We start from the raw sequence: 20719 nt of genomic DNA, 5'->3' as shown, positions 1-20719 counted from the left end.
CTGTTTATTGTATTATGGCATACCATCACATGGGAAATTTGACCCGTCAACAGATTCCCGGACCGGCGAAGGCATGGGCGGCCTCGGGTTGCCAGCGCAGCATCAGCCGGTCGCCCCGCGCGATCCGGCCGGTGAGCGGATGGCCGAAGTTCAGCCGCACCGGCAGCGTATCACCCCAGCCGGTTGCGACCTCGACCGAGGTGTTGTTGCCCAGAAACGTCAGGTCGCGCACGGTGACGGGCATGCCCGCGCCCTCGGCGGCAAGGTCGATCCGTTCGGGGCGCAGCATCACCTCGACCGCCGATCCGGGGTGGGCGAAGCCATGCACCGGCACCCCCGCCACCTGCGTGCCGTCCGGGAATTCCACCACCCCCGGCGCCTGCACCGTCGCGCGAAGGAAGGCGCTGTCGCCGATGAAATCCGCGACGAAATGCGTTGCGGGATGGGAATACAGTTCCGGCCCGGTGCCGACCTGCTCGATCCGGCCCTTGTTGAAGATCGCGATCCGGTCGGAAAGCCGCAGCGCCTCTTCCTGATCGTGGGTGACGTACAGGATGGTGACGCCGGTTTCCTGATGGATGCGGCGGATCTCGTGCTGGATCTCCTCGCGCAGCTTCTTGTCCAGCGCGGAAAGTGGTTCGTCCATCAGCAGCACCGGCGGATCGTAGATCAGCGCGCGGGCCAGCGCCACGCGCTGTTGCTGCCCACCCGACATCCGCGCGGGCATCCGGTCCCCAAAGCCCTTCAGCCGCACGAGGTCGAGCGCACGGGCGACCCGGGTGGCGATCTCATGCCCCGGAACCCCCCGCACCCGCAGCGGAAAGGCGACATTCTCGGCCACGGTGAGATGCGGGAACAGCGTATAGCGCTGAAACACCATGCCGATGTTGCGCTTGTTCGACGGCACCTTCAGGATCGACCGGCCATTGAGCAGGATGTCCCCCGCCGTCGGATCCTGAAACCCGGCGAGGATATAGAGCGTCGTCGATTTGCCCGACCCGGACGGCCCGAGGAAGGTCATGAACTCGCCCTGCGCGATTTCCAGTTCGACATGTTCGGTCGCCACGACATCGCCGAAGGTTTTGCGCAGGCCGTGGATATGCAGATAGGCGGTCATTTCGTCGCTCCCTTGCGCAGCAGCGCCGCGCCAATCATCAGCAGCACCGTCACCCCGATCAGCAGCGTCGAGGCGGCGGCAATCACCGGGGTCAGATCCTGCCGCAGCGTGGCCCAGATCCGCACCGGCAGGGTTTGCAGCGTGGGGCTCGCCATGAAGATCGCCACCACCACCTCGTCCCAGCTGACGAGGAAGGAAAACAGCGCGGCGGAAAACACGCCGTGGCGGATCGCGGGGAGGGTGACGCGCAGCCGCGCCTGCCAGGGCGTGGCGCCGCACAGGATCGCGGCATCCTCGATCGCCGGGTCGAAGGTTTCGAGCGCGCCGGAGATCGCCATCACCGAAAACGGCACCGCCAGCACCAGATGCGCGATCACGAACCCCGCCAGCGTGCCGCCAAGCCCGATCCGCAGGAACAGCGCATAGACCGCGACGGCAAACACCACCACCGGCAGGACCATCGGCGTCAGGAACAGCGCGCGCAGCACTTCGCGCCCCCGGAACCGCCAGCGCGTCAACGCCAGCGCCGCAAGCCCGCCGATCACCACCGACAGCACCGTCACCAGCACGCCGATCTTGGCCGAGGTCAGCGCCGCCTCGATCCAGCGCGGATCGGCGAACAGTTCCTCATACCATCTCGTGGTCCATTTCGGCGGCGGGAACTGCATCCAGCGCGACGAGCCGAAGGACAGCGCGACGATGAACACCACCGGCAGCAGCAGGAACAGCCCCGCCAGCGCCGCCACCCCGCCCAGCCACCAGCGCCACCATCCCAGACGGTCGAAATCCAGCAGCATCACGCAGCCCCCTTGGCAAAGCGCAGTTGCAGCGCATAAAGGCCGAGCGTCACCACCAGCAGCACGAAGGCCAGCGCGCCCCCGAGGCCCCAGTTCGTCAGGCTCTGCACCTGTTGCGCGATCAGTTCGGCCAGCATCATGTTGGACGTCCCGCCCAGCAGCGCGGGGGTGACGTAATAGCCCAGCGACATCACGAAAACCATCAGCGCGCCCGAGGCGATCCCCGACCGGGCCAGCGGCCAGAGTACCCGGCGCAGCGCCTGCCCGCGCGTCGCACCGCACAGCGCCGCGGCCTGTAGGATCGCCGGGTCGATCTTTGACAGCACGCCATAGAGCGGCATCACCATGAAGGGCAGCATGATATAGACCATGCCGATCGTCACCCCGGTGAGGTTGTTCACCAGCGCCAGCGGCCCGTCGATCAGCCCCATGTCCTGAAGCCAGCGGTTGATCGGCCCGGTGCGTTGCAGCAGCACCATCCAGGCGTAGGTCCGCGCCAGAAGGTTCGTCCACATCGACAAGAGGATCAGCGCGAACAGCCCCGCCGCGACCCGGCGCGGAAACACCGTCAGCCCCCAGGCCAGCGGGAAGGCGATCAGCGCCGTCACCACCGTGACCAGCGCCGAAACGGTGAAGGTGTTGAGAAACACCCGCGCATAGGTCGGCGTGCTGAAGACGGCGGCGTAATCCGCCATCCCCGGACGCGCGAGCAGCCCCGCCACCGGCGCCACGAAGAACGCCAGCAGCAGCACCAGAATGGGCAGGGTAAGGCCCAGGATCCGGGCCGGGATCGGGATCATGAGCGGCTCCTTTCCGGGCGGATCATTCGGCCTGCCAGGCATACCAGCGGTTGCCGATCTCCTCGCGATGCGCGGCCCACCAGGCCATGTCCGCGTCGATCCGGCTCTCGCCATGGGCATCGGGCAGGGTGGCGCGCACGGCCGGATCCATCAGCGCGGGCGATCCCGTGTTGATCGGCGCATAGCCGGTGGCGGCGGCGAAATCGGCCTGCGCCTGCGCCGAGGTCGCGGCGGCGATGAAGCGCATCGCTTCGGCCTTGTTCTTCGTGCCCTTCGGCACGACCAGCGCATCGGCGGCGGTGATGTTCTGGTCCCAGACGATGCCGACATCCTCGCCATCCGCCTGCAACGCCGCGAGCCGCCCGTTCCAGAAGAAGCCGATCGGCGCCTCGCCCGAGGCCAGAAGCTGTTGCGACTGTGCGCCGCCGGTCCACCAGATGATTTCCGACTTGATCGTGTCCAGTTTCCGGAACGCCCGGTCGAGGTCCAGCGGATAGAGCGCATCGGGCGCCACGCCATCGGCGATCAGCGCGGCCTCCAGCACCCCGGGCGCCGCCCATTTGTAGAAGGTCCGCTTGCCGGGGAATTTCTCCAGATCGAACAGATCGGCGAGCGTGGCGGGTTTGTCCGCAAAGGCCGCCGGATTGTAGCCCAGCACGAAAGCATAGTAGAACGACCCCACCGCGTAATCCGACACAAAGCGCGGATCCAGCGCGGCCTTGTCGATCACCGTGAAATCAAGGGGTTCGAGCAGCCCGTCCGCCCCGGCCTGAAGCGCATAGTCGAATTCGACATCGACCACATCCCAGGCGGTGGCGCCGCCTTCGACCATCGCCTTCAGCTTGCCGTAATCGGTCGGCCCGTCCTGCACGACCTTCGTGCCCGTGGCGGCGAAGGGTGCGGCCCAGAATTCGGTCTGGGCGTCCTGCGTCGTGCCGCCCCAGCTGGTGAAGACGATATCGGCCAGCGCGGGCTGTGCCGCGAGGACCATCGCCGCCGTGAATTTCAGAATGCGCATCGGGATCTCCGCTGTTGTTGGGGTGCGCCTTGTTGGTTCTGTCCCGTCCGTGGCGCGGCGGCGGGTCTTTGGGTCAGCGCATCACGAAGGGATCCGGGATCGGATCGTCCGAGGTGCGCAGCCAGACCGTCTTGACCGTGGTGAAATCCAGCGCCGCCGCCAGCCCGCCTTCGCGCCCGTGCCCCGACAGGCCATGCCCGCCGAAGGGCGCGATGGGAGAGACCGCGCGATAGGTGTTGACCCAGACGATCCCGGCGCGGATCGCCCGGATCATCCGATGCGCCCGCGTCAGGTCGCGGGTGAAGACGCCCGAGGCCAGCCCATAGGCGGTGTCATTGGCGATCCGGATCGCATCGGCCTCGTCGGTGAAGCCGGTGACCGAAAGGACCGGGCCGAACAGTTCCTGCCGCAGGCAGGGCGCATCGGGGGTCTCGGTGCAGTCGAGGATCGTCGGCGGGTAGTAGCTGCCCGGCCCTTCGGGGAGCACCCCGCCGCAGATCAGCCGCGCCCCGGCGGCGACGGAGGCGGTGACGATCCCGTGCAGTTGGGCGCGCTGCCGTTCGGTGCAAAGGGGGCCGATCTCGGTCGCGCTGTCGCCCGGCGGGCCGGAGACGATCCGGGCGGCGCGGTCCGCGAGCGTTGCCAGCACCTTTTCGCGGATGCTGTCCTGCACCAGCAGCCGCGATCCGGCGACGCAGCTTTGCCCCGTCGCGGCGAAGATCCCGGCGATCTGCGCGTTGACCGCGCTGTCCAGATCGGCATCGGCGAAGATGATGAAGGGCGATTTCCCCCCGAGTTCCAGCGAGGTCGAGGCGAGGTTCTCCGCCGAGGACCGCAGCACATGGCGCGCCGTCTCCGGCCCGCCGGTAAAGGCGATATGGTCGATGTCGGGATGGGCGGTCAGCACGGCGCCGCAATCGGGTGCGAAACCCGTGATCACATTGACCACGCCGGGCGGAAAGCCCGCCTCATGCACCAGCCGGGCAAAGGCGAGGAGCGGCGCGGGGCCGTCTTCGGATGCCTTCAGCACCACCGTGCAGCCCGCCGCCAGCGCCGGGCCGAGCTTCACCGCCGAGAGGAAAAGCTGGCTGTTCCACGGCACGATCGCCGCCACCACGCCGATCGGTTCGCGCCGCAGCCAGACCTCCATGTCGGGCTTGTCGATCGGCAGATGCGCGCCCTCGATCTTGTCCGCCAGCCCCGCGTAATAGCGGTAGTAATCGGCGACATAGGCGATCTGGGCCGAGGTCTCGCGGATGATCTTGCCGGTGTCGCGGGTCTCGATCCGCGCGAGCTCCGGCGCCGCCGCCTGCACCAGATCGGCAAGACGATGCAGCAGCTTGCCCCGTGCCGTCGCCGTCATCGCGGGCCAGGGGCCGGAGCGGAAGGCGCGTTTGGCCGCCGCGACGGCCGCATCCACCTCCGCCGCGCGGGCTTCGGCGATCAGCGCCCAGGGGGTGCCGGTCGACGGATCGCGGCTTTCGAACCGCGCCGCGCCCGGCGTGAAGGCGCCGTCGATGTAAAGGTCGAACTGTTCCATCATCCCCTCACGCGAAAGCCGGCATGACATCGGCGATGAACCGCTCCAGCGACGCCTTCTTGCGCGCGAAGGGCATGCCGGAGTCGATCCAGAAGGAATATTCGTCGTAGCCCATCGCCTCGTAGCGCCGCAGCCGCTCGATCACCTCCGCCGCCGGACCGATGACGTTGTTCGCCCGCATCGCTTCGGGCGAGTAGAACGGATGGGCGGCGATCTCGGCCTCCGACAGCGGCGCGATCAGGCCCTTGCTGATCTCGCGCTCGTTCTTGAACCAGGCGCCGAAGTAGTTGTAAAAGCGGTTGATTTCCTCGGCCCCGCGCTGTGCGTCGGCCTCGTCGGCGGCGACATAGGTGTGCCGCAGCAGCATGATCTTCGGGCGCGGCACCTCGGGGAATTTCGCGCAGGCGGCGGTGAAGCGGTCCATCAGCGAAACCACCTCGTCATCGCCCAGGTGCAGCGGCGTGACCTGCACGTTGTAGCCATGCGAGACCGCGAATTCGTGGCTGTTCGGATCGCGCGCCGCGACCCAGATCGGCGGATGCGGCTGTTGCACCGGCATCGGCGCCGAGGTCGATTTCGGGAATTTCCAGAACTGGCCGTCGTGGGTGTAATCGCCCTTCCACAGTTCCTCGACCGCCGGGATCAGCTCGCGCATCATCTGCCCGCCGGTCCAGGCATCCAGACCCGGCATCATCCGTTCGTATTCAAACATATAGGCGCCGCGCGCCACGCCCAGGTCGATCCGCCCGCCGGTCATGATGTCGGCCATCGCGGTTTCCCCCGCGAGCCGGATCGGATGCCACAGCGGCGCCATCACCGTCCCGGTGCCCAGACGCACGTTCTTCGTCCGCCGCGCCAGATCCACCAGCGTCAGGAACGGATTGGGCGCGATGGTGAAGTTCATCGCATGGTGTTCGCCCGACCAGATCGCGTGCATCCCGCCTTCGTCGGCGATCTGGCACAGTTCGATCATTTCTTCGTAAAGCTGCTGCTGATCCTCGGCGGGATCGGTGCGCTCCATGTGAATGAAGAGGGAAAACTTCATCGTCTCAGCCTTTCAGGAAGGGGCGGACCGCGCCGGTTTCGTGCGAGCCGACATATTGTCCGAAATTGCCCAGCCGGGTTTCCTGCGCGAAACGGGCCAGCATCGCCTGTTGCGCCGGGTCGGTGACATCGGCCATCGTGCTGTCGTCGAGCGGCACGAAGGCGCCCCGGGTGCAGGCATCGCTGCGCGCCGGGCACAGATGGGCGATGAATTGCAGCCCGCGCTGCACATCGTCATAGATCGCATAGACAAGCGCCGGTTCCGCATCGGCACCCAGACTGTCGAGCAGGGTTTTCAGCGTCGCGCGCGTCCCACCCTGCCGGACGCGGATTTCCGGCAGCTGCACGCCCCCGGTGCCGTCATCGACCAGAAGCACCCGGCCCTCATGTTCGACGATGGCCGAGATCACCACACGCGGCCCGGCATCCGCCGCGAGCGCGGTGCCTGCGGGCGTCATATAGGCGCCGCGGTAATAGCCAAGGCCGGGGGCGGTGCTGGCCTCGAACCCCTGCACCCGGCCGATCAGGATCGTGTGGTCCCCCGCCGGGATCGCCTGTTCCAGACTGCAATCGAACCAGGCCGAGGCCCCGGCGATCACCGGCCCGCCGAACGGCCCGGGCGCCCAGCCGATATCGGCGAAACGGTCGGTGCCGGGGCGGGCGAAGGTGTTCGACACCGGCTTCTGCGCCTCGCTCAGGACATTCACCGCAAAGCCGCGCCCCTCCGTAAAGGCCGCCAGATTGGCCGAACGGTTCGCGATCGACACCAGCAGCAGCGGCGGGTCGAGCGACACCGAACTGAACGAATTCGCGGTGAAGCCGAGCGGCGTGCCCTCTGGCCCGGTGGTGGTGACGACCGTCACCCCGGTCATGAAACAGCCGAAGGCATCGCGCAATTGGCGTTGTTCCGCTTCGGTCATGCGACGGGTTCCTTCAGCCAGAGCAGCAGTTCGCGGTTGACCGCCACGGGCGCGGTCAGGCCGACCATGTGGCGCTCGCCGGGGATGACGACCGCGCGCGCGCCAGGGATGGCACCGGCGATCTGCCGGGTCATCGCAGGGCTTGAATTGTGGTCGAATTCGCTGGTCAGGACGAGGACCGGGCAGCGGATTTCGCCCAGCCGTCCGGCATAGACCGCATCGCCCGCGGCAAAGGCGGCATAGGTTTTCGCATAGCCCTCCGGGTTCACCTGCCGCAGCCAGCGCGCGACGCGGGCGCGGGCCTCGGGCGCCTCGCCCGGCGCGAACCAGCGCGCCAGAGGGGCCTCCGGATCGCCGCCGCCATCCGCGAGCGCGCGGGCACGTTCCATCACCGCCGCCCGCGCCGCCGCATCGCGCCGGTAGACCGGGTTCAGCAGGCAGGCCCGCGCGACCAGATCAGGATATTCGACCGCCAGCCCCATCGCGATCAGCGCGCCCATCGAATGCCCCGCCACCGCCGTGGGCGCCACGTCCAGCGCCGCGATCACCCCTGCGGCCCAGCGGACGTAATCCGCCAGCCCCGGCGCGCCGGGCAGCACGTCGCTGTTGCCATGCCCCGGCAGATCGACCGCGATCACCCGCCCCTGCGCCGCCAGAACATCCATCTGCGGCGTCCAGGCCTCGGCGCACATGCCGACGCCGTGGAACAGCACCAAGGGCGCGCCCGCCCCGGCCTCGGTCACGCCGAAGCGGCTGCCGTCAGAGGCCCGCAGGATTGTCGACGTCATGGCCCAGTTCCTTCAGATCCTGATAGCGGTCGCCGATGCGGTGATGCGGACGCCCGCCGATGGAGGCCCCAAGCGCCACCACGATCTCATCCGCCGCCGGGGCATCCGGGATCGAGAACTGGATCGTCAGGTAATGCGACCGCCGCCCGGCGTCGTTCTTGTCCATCAGCGGGATCATCACCGGCGCATCGGCCCCGCCCCGGGTGTTGCAGAAGGACAGGTCAGCTTTTCGCCCCCACCGCATCGCGGTAGTAATTGCCGAAGCGCAGGGTGTGGATCAGCGCCGAGGCATGCTCGACCTCGCCATCCAGCCCGACGACGGCGGCCTTGCCGTAGCCCTCCACCTTGTCGCCGCCGCCCGCCGCCTCGATCACCATCGCGGTGAGCAGCTGGCCGAGTTCCGGCGCGATCGCGTGGATCTCGGGGCGCAGATCCTCGACGAAGCCGCGCCCGGCCCAGGGGTTCTTCAGCACCGCCGCCGCCGCGATCAGCTTGAGCGGCGTGGCGGCGGGTTTGCCGCCTTCGATCAGCGTCGTTTCGACATGCAGCAATGTCTTGCGCAGGGAGCCATTCATTTCCAAATCCTCGTTTGACTTGATGGTATGGTGGTATACCATAATACGGCAAGTCAAGCATCTTGCACCTCCGGACAGAACCAGCCATTTACATGCCCGGAAAACGGGCAACTGAGGGGAACACATGACCGCCTATTGGATTGCCCATGTCACCGTGACCGAACCCACCGCCTATGCCCGTTATCAGGAGGCCGCCCGGGGCGTGTTCGAGGAGTTCGGGGGCGCATTCGTCGTGCGCGGCCCGGGCGAAACGGTCGAGGGCACGCCCTTCGCGCGCCATGTCGTCATCGCCTTTCCCACGCTGGAAGCGGCGCATGCCTGCTACGATTCCGCGCAATATCGCGCGGCGCGGGCCTTGCGCGCGGGGGCGGCTCAGGTGCAGATCAGCTTCGTCGCCGCGCCCTGAACACCTTGGCCCGGATCGGCGGATGCCATAGGATCAGTCAATGGACAGTGCCAGCCTCAAAATCGAAACCCTGCCGCAGACGCTGCGCGAAATCGCGACGGAGCGGCTGCGCGACGCGATTCTGAGCGGGCTGTTCAAATCCGGCGACCGGCTGGTCGAACGCACGCTGTGCGATCAACTGGGCGTGTCGCGCACGGTGGTGCGTGAATCCATCCGGTATCTTGAGGCGGAGGGGCTGGTCGAATTCCTCAGCAACCGGGGGCCGATCGTCGCGCGGCTGGACTGGTCGCAGGCGCGGCAGATCTACCGCATCCGGCTGCTTCTGGAATCCGACGCGGCGCGGGATTGCGCGCGGATCGCCGACGCGGCGGTGAAGGCCGATCTGCGCGCCGCGCTGGAAACCCTGCGGGCGGCCTATGACAGCGGCTCGGCCCATCAGCTGTTCGAGGCGTCGGCGGAGTTTTATCGCCACATCTTCTACGCCGCCGGGCACGATATTTCCTGGGAGGTGGTCAACCGCCTGAATGGCCGGATCAGCCGGCTGCGGGGGATGACGCTCTCGACGGCGGACCGGCACCGCGCGGGCTACGCCCGGATGCGGCGGATTTTCGACGCGATCGACGCGAACCTCCCGGAAGCCGCCGAAACCGCAGTGCGCGAGCATATCGAGGAAGCCTCCGAACTCGCGCGGCAACAGTTGCTTGCGGATGGGGATCAGACCGCCTGAACGCGCGCGCGTCGCCAACCGGGGCGTGGGGCAGCTACGGGATCGTTTTCCTGACACCCCCGTAGCACCGGGGGCGCTACGGAGGTATCCGGTTCAGCGGGCGATGAAGTCCTCGGTGCTGATGACCTCGCCGTAAAGGAAGGCGAGGGCGGCCATGAAGGCGGCCTGAACCTGTGCGGCGGGGGTGGTCACGCCGTTGAACTCAAGGTCGCGGGTGGCGCAGGCGTCGTGGATGGTGGTGGTGCGATAGCCCAGATCGTTCGCCCCGCGCGTGGTCGCGTCCACGCACATGTGGCTCATCGCGCCGATGACGACGACCTCGGCGATGCCCTTGTCGCGCAACAGCGCATCCAGCCCGGTTTCGCGGAAGGAATTGGCGAAAGCCTTGGTGATCACCGGCTCGCCGTCCTGCGGCGCAACGGCCTCGTTGATCCGCACCCCATCGGTGCCGGGCACGAAGATCGGCCCGCCCGGCGCTTCATGGCGGATGTTCACCACCAGATCCCCCTGCGCGCGGGCATGGGCGATGACCCGGGCGGCATTGGCGGCGGCGGGTTCGATTCCCACCAGCGGGAATTTGCCCTGCGGCCAGTATTCGTTTTGCAGATCGACGACGAGGATGGCGCGGTTCGGCATGGGGTCTCCCTTCGGGTTGGTGCTTGCCGCGATCATGTCCATCGGCGAGGATGGCTACCATTGGCGCAACCGACAGAAACCGGGGTGATAACGACAATGGCGCGGATCGGCATCCTGCTCTATCCCGGTGCGCAGCTTTCGGCGGTGCTGGGGCTGACCGACCTGTTTCGCATCGCAACCCGGATCGCGCGGGAAGACCAGCGGTTGCGTGTCCTCCACCTTCGCGTGGAAGATGGCGCCCCTGCGCAGACCGTCTTCGACAGCGATCCGCAGGCGTATGAGGCAACCCCTTGCGACGTGCTGATCCTGCCGCCCTCGCTGGAGCCGCCGATCGGGCCCGGGGCCGCCGCGCCGATCGCGCGCTGGCTGCGGGATCGGCATGCCGAGGGGGCGGTGCTGGCCTCGGTCTGTGCCGGGGCGTTTGTGCTGGGGGAAACCGGGCTGCTGGCCGGGCGGGCGGTGACCACGCATTGGACCTATGCCCAGACGCTTCAGGCGCGCTTCCCCGAGGCGAGGGTGGATGCCGATCGGCTGATCATCGACGGCGGCGACATCCTTTCGGCGGGCGGGCTGCTGTCCTGGACCGACCTCGGGCTGAGGCTGGTGGCGCGGTTCCTGGGCCCCGGCGTCATGGCCGAAACCGCGCGGATGCTGCTGGTCGATCCGCCGGGGCGGGAGCAGCGCTATTACAGCGGCTTCGTGCCCCGGCTGAGCCACGGCGATGCCGCGATTCTGAAGGCGCAGCATTTCCTGCAAGCGGGGGAGGGCAGGGAGGCGCGGCTCTCCGTTCTGGCGGCCGAGGCCGGGCTGGAGCCGCGCACCTTCCTGCGCCGGTTCCAGAAGGCGACCGGCCTGACCGCGACCGATTATGCGCAGCGCCTGCGGGTGGCCAAGGCGCAGGAGCTGCTGCAATTCGGCCAGATACCGGTCGAGCGCATCGCCTGGGAGGTCGGCTATTCCGACCCCGGCGCCTTCCGCAAGGTCTTCTTGCGCATCGTCGGCCTGCCGCCGGGGGAATACCGGCAGAGGTTCCGGGCCTGATCTTATTTTCCGCGGCCCCTTGACCTTCCCACGGTTGGAAGGCCTACATCGGGGGCCTGAGCTATGGATCAGGAGGTTTGCGATGAAATTCCATGTTCCCGACATGTCCTGTGGCGGCTGCCTGCGTTCGGTGACGAAGGCGCTGACGGTGCTGGATGAAGGGGCGCGGGTGACGGCCGATCTGGAGGCGCGGGTGATCTCGGTCGAGACCACGGCGGCGGTTCCGGCGGTGCTGGCCGCGCTGAGCGAGGCCGGGTTCCCGGCGACTGAAGCCTGAACGGAAGGAGGCGGCGATGACGACGCCCGCGCATGACATCACCCATCGGACTCACCCCGCGGACCAGGCGAAGGATTTCCCCGCTCAGGGATCCCGGCCCGGCGCGGCGAGCATCACCCTGCCGATCGAGGGGATGACCTGCGCATCCTGCGTGGGGCGGGTGGAGCGTGCGCTGAAGGCGGTGCCGGGGGTGACGGAGGCCGTGGTGAACCTTGCGACCGAAAGCGCCACGGTTCAGGGCAGCGCGCCGCGCCCGCAACTGGTCGCGGCGGTGGAAAAGGTGGGCTATGCGGTGCCCGCGCGGACGGTCGAGCTTGCGGTGCAGGGGATGACCTGTGCGTCCTGCGTGGGGCGGGTGGAACGCGCGCTGAAGGCGGTGCCGGGGGTGAGCGACGCGGTGGTGAACCTCGCGACCGAGCGGGCGACCGTGCAGGGCACGGCGGATCCGGCCAGCCTGATCGCCGCCGTGGAGCGTGTGGGCTATGAGGCCGCGCCGGTCGAGACCGCCGCGACCACCGACCGCAAGGATGCCGAGCTGCGCGCCCTGAAACGCGATTTCGGCCTTGCCTTCGTGCTGACCCTGCCGGTGTTCGTGCTGGAGATGGGTTCGCATATGATCCCCGGCATGCACCACCTGATCGACGCGACGATCGGGATGCGCAACAGCTGGTATCTGCAATTTGCGCTGACGACGCTGGTTCTGTTCCTGCCGGGGCTGCGGTTCTACAGGAAGGGCCTGCCCGCGCTGTGGCGGCGTGCGCCGGACATGAATTCGCTGGTCGCGGTGGGATCGCTCGCGGCCTATGGCTATTCGCTGGTGGCAACCTTTGCGCCCGGGCTGCTGCCGCCCGGCACGATCCATGTCTATTACGAGGCGGCGGCGGTGATCGTCACGCTGATCCTGCTCGGCCGGATGCTGGAGGCGCGGGCGAAGGGCCGCACGTCCGAGGCGATCACCCGGCTGGTCGGCCTACAGGCCCGCACCGCCCGGGTGCGGCGCGACGGCGCGGTGACGGACCTGCCGATCGCCTCGGTCATCACCGGCGACATCATCGAGGTCCGCCCCGGCGAGCGCGTGCCCGTCGATGGCACGGTGACCGAGGGCGAGAGCTATGTCGATGAATCCATGATCACCGGCGAGCCCGTCCCGGTGCAAAAGGCCCCGGGTGCGACGGTCGTCGGCGGCACGGTGAACCAGACCGGCGCCTTCGCCTTCCGCGCGACGGCGGTGGGCGGCGATACGGTGCTGTCGCAGATCATCCGCATGGTCGAGGCGGCGCAGGGCTCGAAACTGCCGATCCAGACGCTGGTGGACCGGGTGACGATGTATTTCGTCCCGGCGGTGATGGCGGCGGCGGCGCTGACCTTTGCGGCGTGGATGTGGTTCGGGCCGACGCCCGCGCTGACCTTCGCGCTGGTCAATGCGGTCTCGGTGCTGATCATCGCCTGCCCCTGCGCGATGGGCCTGGCGACGCCGACCTCGATCATGGTGGGCACCGGGCGGGGGGCCGAACTGGGCGTGCTGTTTCGCAAGGGCGAGGCGCTGCAACTGCTGAAGGATGCGCGGGTCGTCGCGGTGGACAAGACCGGCACCCTGACCGAGGGCCGCCCCGCGCTGACCGATCTGGAACTGGCCCCCGGGTTCGACCGGGCCGACGTTCTGGGCATGGTCGCGGCGGTTGAGGCGAAGTCCGAACATCCGATCGCCCGTGCCATCGTCGCGGCGGCAAACGGCACCGCCCTGCCGCCGGTGAGCGCGTTTGAATCCGTCACCGGCTACGGCGTGCGCGCGCTGGTGGACGGCACGCCGGTTGAAATCGGCGCGGACCGGCACATGGCGCAGCTTGGCCTGGACGTCGCCCCCTTCGCGACGGTGGCGGAGCGGCTGGGAACCGAGGGCAAATCGCCGCTTTACGCCGCGATCGGCGGCCGGCTGGCGGCGATCATCGCCGTCGCCGACCCGATCAAGGACACCACGCCGCAGGCCATCGCGGCGCTGCACGGCCTCGGCCTGAAGGTGGCGATGATCACCGGCGACAACGCCCGCACCGCCCGGGCCATCGCCGCGCGGCTCGGCATCGACGAGGTGGTGGCCGAAGTCCTGCCCGATGGCAAGGTCGCGGCGATCCGGCGGCTGCGCGCGGCGCATGGCAAGGTGGCCTTCGTCGGCGACGGCATCAACGACGCCCCCGCGCTCGCCGAGGCGGATGTGGGCCTCGCCATCGGCACCGGCACCGACATCGCGATCGAGGCGGCGGATGTCGTGCTGATGTCCGGAAGCCTGCAAGGCGTGCCGAATGCCATCGCGCTGTCCCGGGCGACCATCGGCAACATCCGGCAGAACCTGTTCTGGGCCTTCGCCTACAACACCGCGCTGATCCCGGTGGCGGCGGGGGCGCTCTATCCCGGCTTCGGCATCCTGCTGTCGCCGGTGTTTGCGGCGGCGGCGATGGCGCTGTCGAGCGTCTTCGTGCTGGGCAATGCGCTGCGGCTGCGCCGGTTTGCGGTGCCGGGGGGGCGGTCATGAATATCGGGCAGGCGGCAAAGGCTTCGGGCGTGTCGGCGAAGATGATCCGCTATTACGAGGAGACCGGCCTGATCCCCCCGGCCGGGCGTACGGCGGCGGGCTACCGCGATTATTCCGACAGCGACGTGCACATGCTGCGGTTCATCCGCCGGGCGCGCGACCTGGGCTTTGCCGTCGCCGAGATCGCCGACCTGCTGAGCCTGTGGCGCGACACCGCCCGCCACAGCAGCGAGGTCCGCCGCATCGCCACCGACCACATCGCCGCGCTGGAGGACAAGATCCGCACCCTTCAGGACATGACCCGGACGTTGAAGGAACTGGTCCACTGCTGCCACGGCGACCACCGCCCCGACTGCCCGATCCTCGAACGCCTCGAAACCGACCCGCCGGGCGAAGACCTCACCATCCGGCCAAGAGGCGGCCTCAGGTAGAAACGGCCCGGTGCCCGTGGGACCGAAGTTCGAGTTCGGCGGCATGACCGTCATGGACATGAAACGGTCGGGTGCCCGTGGGATGGGAACGGACCCGCAGCCACACGCACATTCAGCCGATCCACGCCCCCAGCCCGATCAGCACCAGCGCCAGCACCGTCTGCATCGCCATAATCCCCGCCATCAGCGGCGCGTCTCCGCCACGCTGCCAGGCGAGGGTATAGGCCGATTCCAGCCGCCTTCAGCCTGCTATCGAAAGGCGGCGCTGGCGTGTCTAGCCGGGGGCGCAGGCGCAGCAAGCTCGCGCCCATCCCCAGCACGGCGACACCGGCGCCGAACCTCAGTGCGGCGACCGATGGGCCAGCCGCCAGCCGATGCCCAACGCACCCGCATCCTGCGGCGTCATAGCCAGAAGCGCGGCGCTGGTCAGCGAAATGTTGGGCGTGACGATGCCGAGGAGAACGGCGAGCAGGGCGCGTGGTCATGATCTGCGCCCCGCGAAACGCCATCCGTGCCGCACCCCGAGCGTGCCGAGGATGATCCGCGCCATCCCCGCCGCCTGTGCCGGGCCGATCAGCCGGCCATGGAACGGCCAGTCTGCGGTGAGCATGCAGATTGGGAAGCTGGAGGAGACGCTGGGCCGGCCGCTTCTGCTGCGCGAGCCGAAGGTGGCGCCAACCTCGGCGGGGACGGACCTGCTGGCCTATGCGCGCCGGTTGCTGACGATTTCGGACGAAGCCTGGGCCAGCGTCACCCGGCCCGAGGAAACCGGCACCGTGCGGCTGGGCGTGCCCGAGGATTACGCGATGCTGCTGCCCGGAACGCTGGAACGGTTCGGGCGGGATTTCCCGAAGGTGACGGTGGAGCTGGTCTGTGAACCGACGATCTCCCTGACCCGCGCGATCGAGGCGCAGCGGATCGACCTGGCGATCGTGACGCGCTTTGGCGAAGTCCCGGCGACGGTCATCCGGCGCGAACCGATGGTCTGGCTCATGCGGCCTGGGGCATCGCGCCGCTGCCGGTCGCGCTGTTTCTGCGCAGCATGGGTGACCATTCTGAAGGCCCTGTCCGAGGCCGAGCGCCCCTTCCGCTGCACCTATTCTAGCGCCAATCTGGCCGGGATGATCGCCATCGTTCAGGCCGGACTGGCGGTCGCGGGCGTGGCGCGGTGCAGCGCGCCGCCCGGCCTTCGGGTGGTGGGCGAGGCCGAGGGCCTGCCGCCGATCCCCGAGCTGGAAATCGGCCTGCTGCGCGGCCCACGGCCCACCGCCGCCGCGCAACGGCTGGAGGATGCCCTGCTGCGTGATCTGGGTACGGCCGGGTAACCACGCGGCGGATCAGGCCGCCGGAAGCCGTTTCTCGAAGAACAGGTCCGGATAGGGATCGTCGTTGAAGCGGGGGATCTCGTGCCAGCCGGTGTTGCGGTAAAGGGCCACGGCCTCCGGCAGCGCGCTGTTGGTATCAAGGCGCAGCACCGCAACCCCCAGTTCGGCGGCGATCCGTTCCAGTTCGGCCATCAGGCGCCGCGACAGGCCCAGCCCCCGCGCGGCGGGCGCGATCCAGAGCCGCTTGACCTCGGCAAAGCCGTGATCCGTCCCCTTCAGTCCGCCGCAGCCGACCGGCAGCCCATCCGAAAGCGCGAGCAGAAACGCGCCCCGTGGGCGGATCATCTCCGCGGCATCGGGATCCTTTGACAGGGCCACGTCGAAGCCCCGGTCGAACCTGTGGGCAAGCTCGTCATAATAGGCCGTCATGCAGGCCCGGGCGCGCGGGTCGCGGGGATCGGTTTCGCGAAACGTCACCCGCTCCTGCCCGAGCGCGACCGCCACGGTGTCCATCGCCGCAAGCAGCCGTTCGGGGTGGGGATGGCGGTCGAGCAGCGCCCGCGCCCGCGCATCCGACAGCGCTTCGTAGGCGGCATATTCGCGTTGCCCCGCCATGGTCAGCCGCGCCGCGCGGCGCCGGCCATCCCCCGCGCCCTTGTCGAGCGCGATCAGCCCCTCTGCCTCAAGGCTGCGCAGCATCCGGCTCATCAGCCCGGAATCAAGGTTCAGATAGTGGCGGATTTCGCGCACTTCGGTGATGCCGGAGCCAATGGCGTTCAGCACGCGCGCCACGCCGAGCGGTCGGCCAAGGCCGAGGAAGGAGTCGTCCAGCGCGCCGACTTCGGTCGTGACGGCGCGCTGAAACCGGCGGAGGCGGGCAATGGGATCGGGCATGCGGCACCTTTCGGGAATATACCTGACTTATGTCAGGCATATCCCGGCGCTGCGCAAGGCCGAAACTCAGGGCGCGGTCAGGCGGCGCAGCACCGTAGCGCAGAGCGCAAGCTCGCTTTCCGCGATGGATTCATCGGGCTGGTGGCCATCCGCCATCGTGCCGGGGCCGCAGACCACGGTGGGAATGCCGAGCGCGGCGAAGAAGCCCGCCTCGGTGCCATAGGCGATCTTGCACGGGGTCGGATCGGGCAGGACCGAGAGCAGCGGCGCGATGGTGGCGGGGTCGGTTTCCAGCCCCGGATAGCTGCCGGTTTCAGCGACCGTTACCCCTTCGGGGAGCGCGATGCGGGACAGGATCGCGCCGGGCGGCTCGCTCGCCAGATGGCGGATCTCGAACAGCACCTCCGCGCTGTCGGGCACGATGTTGAGCGCGACGCCACCGCGCATCACCCCGGCATGGACCGTCGAGCAGGGCGGATCCTGCATCGGATCCTGTGCCCCCTCGCGCAGCAGCCGCGCCTGTTCGTCGCGCAGCGACAGGATCAGCGCGGCGGCGCCGTGCAGAGCGTTGCGGTAATGCGGCGCCATCGCGGAATGCCCGGCCTCGCCGGTGCAGGTGGCGCGGTAGCTCGCCTTGCCCTTGTGGCCGATGGCGGGGCGCATCAGCGTGGGTTCGCCGACCACGCACAGATCGGGGCGGCCCAGAACCGGGATCACCCGGTCGATCATCTCGGGGATGCCCTTGCAGCCGATTTCCTCGTCCCAGCTCAGCGCGATCATCACCGGCCGGGCGGGGGCGCGCAGCGTTTCCGCAAGCGCCAGCACGCAGGCGATGAAGCCCTTCATGTCGGTCGTGCCGCGGCCATGCAGCCGCTCGCCGCGCCGGGTCAGGGCGAAGGGGTCAAGCGTCCAGTCCTGCCCATCGACCGGCACGACATCGGTATGGGCCGAAAGCAGCACGCCCCCCGGCCCTTCGCCGATCCGCGCCAGCAGCCCGGCCTTCATGCCATCGCGCGACGGCACCCGGGTCACGGCAAAGCCCGCATCGCGCAGGAACCCCTCCACCCAGTCGATGAGCGCAAGGTTCGGCCCGTTCGTCACCGTGGGAAAGGCGATCAGCCGGGCAAGGATTTCCAGAATCCGGGTCATGATGCCTCGTGGACAATACGCCCGGCGCAGATGGTCAGCACGGCGCGGCAGGCATCGGCGGACTGTGCCAGATCGCGCGGGTTGCCGTCCAGCAGGGTCATATCCGCCGCCATGCCGGGGTCCAGCCGCCCGCGTTCGGTTTCGGCAAACAGCGGATAGGCCCCGCCCTCGGTATAGGCGGCAAAGACCGCCTCGAACGGGATGCGCTGATCGGGGACATCCGCGGCCCAGGGCTGCCGCGACAGCGTCGAATGGATCGCGTTGAAGGGCGAGAGCGGCGCCGTGGGCCAGTCCGTGCCAAAGGCCAGCGGCACGCCCGCATCGCGCAGCGCCTTCCACGGGAAGGCATCCTTCCAGCGGTTGCGCCCCATGATCGACACGGTGGGTTCCAGGGGCAGCCCGCTCGACCCCGGCGGATGGACGGGCTGCATCGAGGCCACGACGCCCAGATCGACGATCCGCGGCAGGTCGTCGGGGTGCAGCATGTCGATATGTTCGATCCGGTGGCGGGCATCGCGCGCGCCATTCGCCGCGCGGGCGGCGGCGTAGCCATCCAGCGTCGCGCGCACGGCGCCATCGCCCACGCAATGGACCTGAATGTTCAGCCCCTTCGCATCGGCGCGGGTGCAGATGTCGGCGAAGCGGGCAGGCTCGAACAGCGGATGGCTGCGGAACCCCGGGCGGCCCGGATAATCGTCGGTGCGCAGCGCGGTCCAGGTGTCGAACACGCCATCCATGAACATCTTGATCCGGCCGAAGGACAGCATCCCCACCGGCGGGCGGCAGGCGGCCTCGATCAGCTCGGCCACACGGGCATCGGAATGGCCGCCGACGATCCGCATCGGCAGGCTGACGCGGATCGGCAGTTCATCGGCCATGGCCATTTCGGTCAGCAGATCGGCCTGATACAGGTTGCCGTCCATGTTCACGGCGGTGGTGATGCCAAAGGCGGCGCAGGTGTCGAGCGCGCGCCGCAGCGCGGCCTTGTCGGCGGCGCGCTGTGCGGGGGTGACGTTCTCGGGCTCCTCGCCCGCCATGCAGATCCCCTCGCGCCCGCCGGTGACCGAGAGCCGCGAGACGAGGCGCATCGCATTGCCCTCGCGCAATTCGCCGTTCGGCTTGCCATCGGGGCCAAGCACGACCTCGGCATTCACCACCTCGGGCACATGCGCCATCAGCCCGGCGGCGGTCAGCGCGGCGGTATTGGCCCATGCGGTATGCAGATCGACCGCCAGCATCAGGAGCGGCTGATCCGGCACGATCCGGTCCAGCGCGTGCCGGTCCGGCCGGGTGCCGGGACCAAGGATTTCGTAATTCGCCGACCAGGTGCCCAGGAGCGGTTCGCCCTCGTGCCCCTTGCGATAGGCGATGAGCGCGGCGCTGGCGTCTTCGGCATTGTCGATGCCCAGAAGGCAGAGCTGATCAAGCGTCACGCCCCCCGGAAACAGATGCAGGTGGCTTTCGCACAGCCCGGGCAGCAGCACCCGCCCGCCCGCGTCGATCCGCCGGTCGGGCGTGCCGCCCGCAAGGATCCGCCCGTCGCGGAAGGTGACCGCCGTGGGCGTGCCGTCCAGCCGGCGGGCGTTGTGGATCTCGATGGTTTCGCTCATGTCTCTCGCCTCGGGGGTTGGCCCGCCCCCAAAGGGACGGGCGGCATTTGGGCGTGCCGCTGGGGATGGGCGGCGGATCAGCGCAGCAGGTCGGTCCAGACCTTGGTGACCAGATCCTGCGCCTCGGGCGAGCAGGTCTCGGAGAAGATCACCGGCACGGTCGGGAACAGTTCGGGCGCGTTCTCGGGCGTGTATTTCGCCTTTGCGGGGTCAAGCTGCATCGGCGAGGAATGCGAATAGTAGTTCGCCTGCACCGTGGCATTGCCCGGCTCGGCCATGAAGTTGATGAACTTCTTCGCGTTCTCGACATTGGCCGCGCCCTTCGGCACGACGAAACTGTCGAGCCAGCCGACCAGCCCTTCCTTCGGCATCGCATATTCGAGGTTCGCGCCCTCCTGCCGGGTTTTCAGCACATTGCCGTCCCACCAGAAATGCACCGCGACCTCGCCCGAGCCCAGCCGGTTTTCGATATTGTCCGAGGAATAGGCGGCGACCGAAGGCTTTTGCGCCATCAGCAGGTCGTAGACCTTCTTCATCTCGCCCTTGTCATCCGAACAGAACGGCACCTTGAGGAGCAGTTCCGCCGCGCCCACGACCTCATCCGGGTAGGACAGCGAGCCGATCTTGCCCTGCAACTCCGCCGGCGGATCGAAGTAAAGCGCCCAACTGTCGATCGGCCCCTTGTAGATGTCGCGGTTCACCGCAAAGCCCGCCGTGCCATAGGCCGAGGGGATCGAATAGGCGTTGGTCGGATCCCACCACTGACCCTTCCACTTGTCATCGACCTGGGCATAGGCGGGCATGTCCTTCGCGCCGATGTCCTCAAGCAGGCCCTGATCGACCATGATCTTCACGAAATGCTGCGAAGGGGTCACGATGTCATAGCCCGAAGACCCGGCCTGAAGTTTCGTCAGCGCGTCTTCGTTCGAGTTGTAGGCATCGACGTTGACCTTCACGTCGTTCTCTTTCGAGAACTTCTCGATCAGTTCGGGCGCGATCGAATCCGACCAGACGTAAAGGTTCAGCGTGCCTTCGGCAAAGGCAGGCAGCGCCAGCGCGGCAGACAGCGCAGTGCCAAGGATCAGTCTTGTTTTCAT

General features: G+C 68.2%; 21 protein-coding genes and 1 pseudogene. 7 read left to right on the top strand and 15 right to left on the bottom strand.

Going from position 1 to position 20719, the window contains the following annotated elements:
• Nucleotides 1–46: 46 nt before the first annotated feature.
• The 9 genes and pseudogenes from QM789_RS06785 to QM789_RS06745 all read right to left on the bottom strand — a co-directional run bounded on the left by QM789_RS06785 (nt 47) and on the right by QM789_RS06745 (nt 8599).
• Nucleotides 47–1117, bottom strand: coding sequence for an ABC transporter ATP-binding protein (locus QM789_RS06785; protein ID WP_420351199.1), 1071 nt, complete (start codon nt 1115–1117; stop codon nt 47–49).
• Nucleotides 1114–1914 (bottom strand): ABC transporter permease, encoded by an 801-nt coding sequence (locus tag QM789_RS06780; RefSeq protein WP_420351198.1) that lies wholly within the window; start codon nt 1912–1914, stop codon nt 1114–1116. The genes QM789_RS06785 and QM789_RS06780 overlap by 4 nt, the downstream gene beginning before the upstream one ends.
• Nucleotides 1914–2714, bottom strand: coding sequence for an ABC transporter permease (locus tag QM789_RS06775; RefSeq protein WP_420351197.1), 801 nt, complete (start codon nt 2712–2714; stop codon nt 1914–1916). Before QM789_RS06775 ends, QM789_RS06780 begins: the two co-directional genes overlap by 1 nt.
• Before the next feature lie 22 nt (nt 2715–2736).
• Nucleotides 2737–3732, bottom strand: a complete 996-nt coding sequence (locus tag QM789_RS06770; protein WP_420351196.1) for an ABC transporter substrate-binding protein — start codon at nt 3730–3732, stop codon at nt 2737–2739.
• Between the two features lie 73 nt (nt 3733–3805).
• On the bottom strand, nt 3806–5272 hold the full coding sequence (locus tag QM789_RS06765) for an aldehyde dehydrogenase (RefSeq protein ID WP_420351195.1): 1467 nt from the start codon (nt 5270–5272) through the stop codon (nt 3806–3808).
• Between the two features lie 7 nt (nt 5273–5279).
• Entirely contained in the window at nt 5280–6317 is a 1038-nt protein-coding gene (locus tag QM789_RS06760; RefSeq protein WP_420351194.1) for an LLM class flavin-dependent oxidoreductase, read from the bottom strand.
• A 4-nt stretch (nt 6318–6321) separates the two neighbouring features.
• Nucleotides 6322–7236 carry a flavin reductase family protein gene (locus tag QM789_RS06755; protein WP_420351193.1) on the bottom strand — a complete coding sequence of 305 codons (915 nt, stop codon included), beginning with the start codon at nt 7234–7236 and terminating at the stop codon, nt 6322–6324.
• Nucleotides 7233–8024 carry an alpha/beta fold hydrolase gene (locus tag QM789_RS06750; protein WP_420351192.1) on the bottom strand — a complete coding sequence of 264 codons (792 nt, stop codon included), beginning with the start codon at nt 8022–8024 and terminating at the stop codon, nt 7233–7235. Before QM789_RS06750 ends, QM789_RS06755 begins: the two co-directional genes overlap by 4 nt.
• Nucleotides 7996–8599: pseudogene (locus QM789_RS06745) on the bottom strand (amino acid synthesis family protein). The gene QM789_RS06750 and the pseudogene QM789_RS06745 overlap by 29 nt, the downstream one beginning before the upstream one ends.
• A 124-nt stretch (nt 8600–8723) precedes the next feature.
• Here QM789_RS06745 and QM789_RS06740 point away from each other — a divergent pair.
• Together QM789_RS06740 and QM789_RS06735 are read left to right on the top strand one after the other, a co-directional pair.
• The gene (locus QM789_RS06740; RefSeq protein ID WP_420351191.1) at nt 8724–9005 is read left to right on the top strand and encodes a DUF1330 domain-containing protein; all 282 of its coding nucleotides are present in this window, start codon (nt 8724–8726) and stop codon (nt 9003–9005) included.
• Between the two features lie 40 nt (nt 9006–9045).
• Nucleotides 9046–9732, top strand: a complete 687-nt coding sequence (locus QM789_RS06735; RefSeq protein ID WP_420351190.1) for a GntR family transcriptional regulator — start codon at nt 9046–9048, stop codon at nt 9730–9732.
• A gap of 93 nt (nt 9733–9825) precedes the next feature.
• Here QM789_RS06735 and QM789_RS06730 read toward each other — a convergent pair whose 3' ends face one another.
• Nucleotides 9826–10368, bottom strand: a complete 543-nt coding sequence (locus QM789_RS06730) for a cysteine hydrolase family protein (protein WP_420351189.1) — start codon at nt 10366–10368, stop codon at nt 9826–9828.
• Nucleotides 10369–10452: 84 nt separating this feature from the next.
• On the opposite strand from QM789_RS06730, the gene QM789_RS06725 reads away from it, so the two are divergent.
• The 4 genes from QM789_RS06725 (at nt 10453) to cueR (ending at nt 14644) form a co-directional block, all read left to right on the top strand.
• The gene (locus QM789_RS06725; protein ID WP_420351188.1) at nt 10453–11409 is read left to right on the top strand and encodes a GlxA family transcriptional regulator; all 957 of its coding nucleotides are present in this window, start codon (nt 10453–10455) and stop codon (nt 11407–11409) included.
• Between the two features lie 82 nt (nt 11410–11491).
• Nucleotides 11492–11686: a heavy-metal-associated domain-containing protein gene (locus QM789_RS06720; protein ID WP_420351187.1), complete on the top strand. Its 195-nt coding sequence runs from the start codon at nt 11492–11494 to the stop codon at nt 11684–11686.
• Between the two features lie 16 nt (nt 11687–11702).
• A complete protein-coding gene (locus QM789_RS06715; protein WP_420351186.1) occupies nt 11703–14213 on the top strand; it encodes a heavy metal translocating P-type ATPase in 2511 nt (836 codons plus the stop codon).
• The gene (gene cueR, locus QM789_RS06710) at nt 14210–14644 is read left to right on the top strand and encodes a Cu(I)-responsive transcriptional regulator (protein WP_420351185.1); all 435 of its coding nucleotides are present in this window, start codon (nt 14210–14212) and stop codon (nt 14642–14644) included. Before QM789_RS06715 ends, cueR begins: the two co-directional genes overlap by 4 nt.
• Nucleotides 14645–15125: 481 nt before the next feature.
• Here the strand turns inward: cueR and QM789_RS06705 are convergent, their stop codons facing one another.
• Nucleotides 15126–15254, bottom strand: coding sequence for a hypothetical protein (locus QM789_RS06705; protein WP_420351184.1), 129 nt, complete (start codon nt 15252–15254; stop codon nt 15126–15128).
• Here QM789_RS06705 and QM789_RS06700 point away from each other — a divergent pair.
• Nucleotides 15253–15969, top strand: a complete 717-nt coding sequence (locus tag QM789_RS06700; RefSeq protein ID WP_420351183.1) for a LysR substrate-binding domain-containing protein — start codon at nt 15253–15255, stop codon at nt 15967–15969. The genes QM789_RS06705 and QM789_RS06700 overlap by 2 nt on opposite strands.
• 12 nt (nt 15970–15981) lie before the next feature.
• Here the strand turns inward: QM789_RS06700 and QM789_RS06695 are convergent, their stop codons facing one another.
• The 4 genes from QM789_RS06695 to QM789_RS06680 form a co-directional block, all read right to left on the bottom strand.
• Entirely contained in the window at nt 15982–16863 is an 882-nt protein-coding gene (locus QM789_RS06695) for a GNAT family N-acetyltransferase (RefSeq protein ID WP_420351182.1), read from the bottom strand.
• 66 nt (nt 16864–16929) lie between these two features.
• Nucleotides 16930–18012 carry an acetylornithine deacetylase gene (gene argE, locus QM789_RS06690; protein WP_420351181.1) on the bottom strand — a complete coding sequence of 361 codons (1083 nt, stop codon included), beginning with the start codon at nt 18010–18012 and terminating at the stop codon, nt 16930–16932.
• The gene (locus tag QM789_RS06685) at nt 18009–19622 is read right to left on the bottom strand and encodes an amidohydrolase (protein ID WP_420351180.1); all 1614 of its coding nucleotides are present in this window, start codon (nt 19620–19622) and stop codon (nt 18009–18011) included. The genes argE and QM789_RS06685 overlap by 4 nt, the downstream gene beginning before the upstream one ends.
• A gap of 77 nt (nt 19623–19699) precedes the next feature.
• Nucleotides 19700–20719, bottom strand: coding sequence for an extracellular solute-binding protein (locus tag QM789_RS06680; RefSeq protein ID WP_420351179.1), 1020 nt, complete (start codon nt 20717–20719; stop codon nt 19700–19702).

Origin of the sequence: Paenirhodobacter sp. (genome assembly GCF_047600745.1) — a bacterium.
Classification (GTDB): domain Bacteria; phylum Pseudomonadota; class Alphaproteobacteria; order Rhodobacterales; family Rhodobacteraceae; genus Rhodobacter.
The sequence above is the reverse complement of the archived record's forward strand: the minus strand, read 5'-3'. Positions and strand labels throughout refer to the sequence as shown.

Bases quoted from the DNA above. Each gene is read 5' to 3' on its own strand.
- QM789_RS06720 (WP_420351187.1), top strand. From the start codon at position 11,492: ATGAAATTCCATGTTCCCGACATGTCCTGTGGCGGCTGCCTGCGTTCG.
- QM789_RS06695 (WP_420351182.1), bottom strand. From the start codon at position 16,863: ATGCCCGATCCCATTGCCCGCCTCCGCCGGTTTCAGCGCGCCGTCACG.
- QM789_RS06765 (WP_420351195.1), bottom strand. From the start codon at position 5,272: ATGGAACAGTTCGACCTTTACATCGACGGCGCCTTCACGCCGGGCGCG.
- QM789_RS06740 (WP_420351191.1), top strand. From the start codon at position 8,724: ATGACCGCCTATTGGATTGCCCATGTCACCGTGACCGAACCCACCGCC.
- QM789_RS06715 (WP_420351186.1), top strand. From the start codon at position 11,703: ATGACGACGCCCGCGCATGACATCACCCATCGGACTCACCCCGCGGAC.
- QM789_RS06755 (WP_420351193.1), bottom strand. From the start codon at position 7,236: ATGACCGAAGCGGAACAACGCCAATTGCGCGATGCCTTCGGCTGTTTC.
- QM789_RS06750 (WP_420351192.1), bottom strand. From the start codon at position 8,024: ATGACGTCGACAATCCTGCGGGCCTCTGACGGCAGCCGCTTCGGCGTG.
- QM789_RS06760 (WP_420351194.1), bottom strand. From the start codon at position 6,317: ATGAAGTTTTCCCTCTTCATTCACATGGAGCGCACCGATCCCGCCGAG.
- QM789_RS06780 (WP_420351198.1), bottom strand. From the start codon at position 1,914: ATGCTGCTGGATTTCGACCGTCTGGGATGGTGGCGCTGGTGGCTGGGC.
- QM789_RS06680 (WP_420351179.1), bottom strand. From the start codon at position 20,719: ATGAAAACAAGACTGATCCTTGGCACTGCGCTGTCTGCCGCGCTGGCG.
- QM789_RS06700 (WP_420351183.1), top strand. From the start codon at position 15,253: ATGCAGATTGGGAAGCTGGAGGAGACGCTGGGCCGGCCGCTTCTGCTG.
- QM789_RS06705 (WP_420351184.1), bottom strand. From the start codon at position 15,254: ATGCTCACCGCAGACTGGCCGTTCCATGGCCGGCTGATCGGCCCGGCA.
- QM789_RS06775 (WP_420351197.1), bottom strand. From the start codon at position 2,714: ATGATCCCGATCCCGGCCCGGATCCTGGGCCTTACCCTGCCCATTCTG.
- cueR (WP_420351185.1), top strand. From the start codon at position 14,210: ATGAATATCGGGCAGGCGGCAAAGGCTTCGGGCGTGTCGGCGAAGATG.
- QM789_RS06730 (WP_420351189.1), bottom strand. From the start codon at position 10,368: ATGCCGAACCGCGCCATCCTCGTCGTCGATCTGCAAAACGAATACTGG.
- QM789_RS06770 (WP_420351196.1), bottom strand. From the start codon at position 3,732: ATGCGCATTCTGAAATTCACGGCGGCGATGGTCCTCGCGGCACAGCCC.
- QM789_RS06685 (WP_420351180.1), bottom strand. From the start codon at position 19,622: ATGAGCGAAACCATCGAGATCCACAACGCCCGCCGGCTGGACGGCACG.
- QM789_RS06785 (WP_420351199.1), bottom strand. From the start codon at position 1,117: ATGACCGCCTATCTGCATATCCACGGCCTGCGCAAAACCTTCGGCGAT.
- QM789_RS06735 (WP_420351190.1), top strand. From the start codon at position 9,046: ATGGACAGTGCCAGCCTCAAAATCGAAACCCTGCCGCAGACGCTGCGC.
- argE (WP_420351181.1), bottom strand. From the start codon at position 18,012: ATGACCCGGATTCTGGAAATCCTTGCCCGGCTGATCGCCTTTCCCACG.